Below are 1931 nucleotides of genomic sequence, written 5' to 3' on the forward strand. Positions count from 1 at the left end.
TCTCTGCTAAAATCCCCTGTATATCAAAGGTTAATATAGTGTAGTTTTCTGTTACAGCTTTAGATCTGAAAACTGAAACTAATACCTATAATTTTTTAGAATCCCACCTGGTTTCTAATTGAACCAAACCTACTTCCCCGATTTTAATATAGGGTAACACCATAGTAAAGACATAGGCCGTATCTACATTCTGCATATATAAGCCTTTAGTTGATAGTTTATGCGTTGCCCCATTTTATTAATTATGATACCATACATAATATAAATGTGGGGTAACAAAATGCTTTATAAAAATATTTCTCTTATAGTGCCAGATGAGCCTAGATATGAGCTGAATAAGAAAAGTGACGACCTTATTTACGTCAAGTACCGCATTAGTAGTAGCCGTATAAATGGAAAGCTTAAACACAAAAGACTGCTAATCGGTAAGCTTAGTTCTGAACAAGAGGGTGACTTAAAGATTTTTCACCCTAATAGCAACTATTACGAATATTTTAAAAAGCCTATACCGTCTGCTGAAATTGTTAAAGGCCCTGGTAGACCAAGAAAGGATGTGTCCTCTAGTGCTGTAAAGTATACGAACAAGGGATACACCTCCTTTGGCTATACTGTAGCTTGCCATGCACTAGCTAGGGAGTGTGGGCTAGATGCTATGATAAAGAACAGCTTTGGTGAGTCTATGGCAAACAAAATTCTCGCTGTTGCTGCTTTCTTTGCTGCTGGTGCACCTGGTGGCTTATCAAATATTGACCACTTTACTGGTAAGCATATGTGCTTCACTAATGCGCCCATCACTTCACAACGACTAAGCGAGCTATACAATGATATAACCCCTATTACATGTAACGACTTTTTTAGACAATGGATTAGGCATTGTTGCAAAGAGGACTGTGTTTGTTATGATGTTACATCGATTTCAAACTACTCTAGTTCTATGCCTATGGTTGCATGGGGATACAACCGCGATAAAGAGAAGCTACCTCAAATAAACGTTGGCATGTTCTGCACAATCAAAAGCAAGCTGCCTGTGTTTTTTAGCAGCTATAACGGCTCTATTAATGATTTTACAAACCTACCTTATGCGTTAGAGCAGGCTACCAACAATGGCCTCATATTAGATACCCCTCTTACATTAGTATTGGATGGTGGGTTTGCTGTAAAAGCCTCACTTGAAGAAGTAAGACAATATGGGTGCGAATTTATTGTAGGTGCCCCATTAGACTTCTGTAATAACATTAGAGATGAGGTTCTTAACTGGAGACGTAATCCAAGTTACGACAGTAACTCACAACTAATCCTGCATAGAAACGAGACAATACGCTGTAAGGTTCAGGACTTCAAGATTGGTCGTGTAAAAACACAACTAATGATGTACAAATCACCTAAAGCCTCAGCTAGGGATGAAGATTCACTTAGTTCATATGTGGCCAAAATTTCCGAAGAACTTAGTACTGTTACTCGTTTAGGTGATCACAAACTAAAGCAATATTCTCAGTTCTTTGACATTACCCAAGGTGAAGATGGTATTAGTTTTGAGTTAAAGCAAAACCATTTGTCTGAACTTTTGGAGCTGTGTGGTTGCTTTGCTTTGTTTTCTACTCGTTCTGATTTGGGGCCTGAGGCTGTATTGGAAATTTATAGAGAAAAAGACTGCGTTGAAAAGATCTTTGGCATCATAAAGAATGACATTCTTGATGAGAGACTAGAGGTGAAAAATCAAGACAGTATTTATGGCAAACTGTTTATTGCCTTTATTGCTCTTATTATTCGTAAGCTACTTGACAATAAGCTTAGATCATATCTGACTAAGAGCCGTATTGGGTTAGATAGTGCGATTGAGCGGTTAGCTGATATTCAATGTATTAAAAAGGATCAGATGTGGATCTTATCATCAGCTCTTTCCAAGCAACAAAAAGAGCTTGTTGAAGTGC

General features: G+C 37.9%; 1 protein-coding gene. It reads left to right on the top strand.

Going from position 1 to position 1931, the window contains the following annotated elements; genetic code table 11:
• Positions 1 to 280 precede the first annotated feature (280 nt).
• Positions 281 to 1931, top strand: a 1651-nt coding sequence (locus MXE38_RS12170; protein ID WP_246915462.1) for a transposase, incomplete at its 3' end; no start/stop codon positions are given.

This window comes from Anaerobiospirillum sp. NML120448, from assembly GCF_023050945.1.
Taxonomy (GTDB): Bacteria; Pseudomonadota; Gammaproteobacteria; order Enterobacterales; family Succinivibrionaceae; genus Anaerobiospirillum.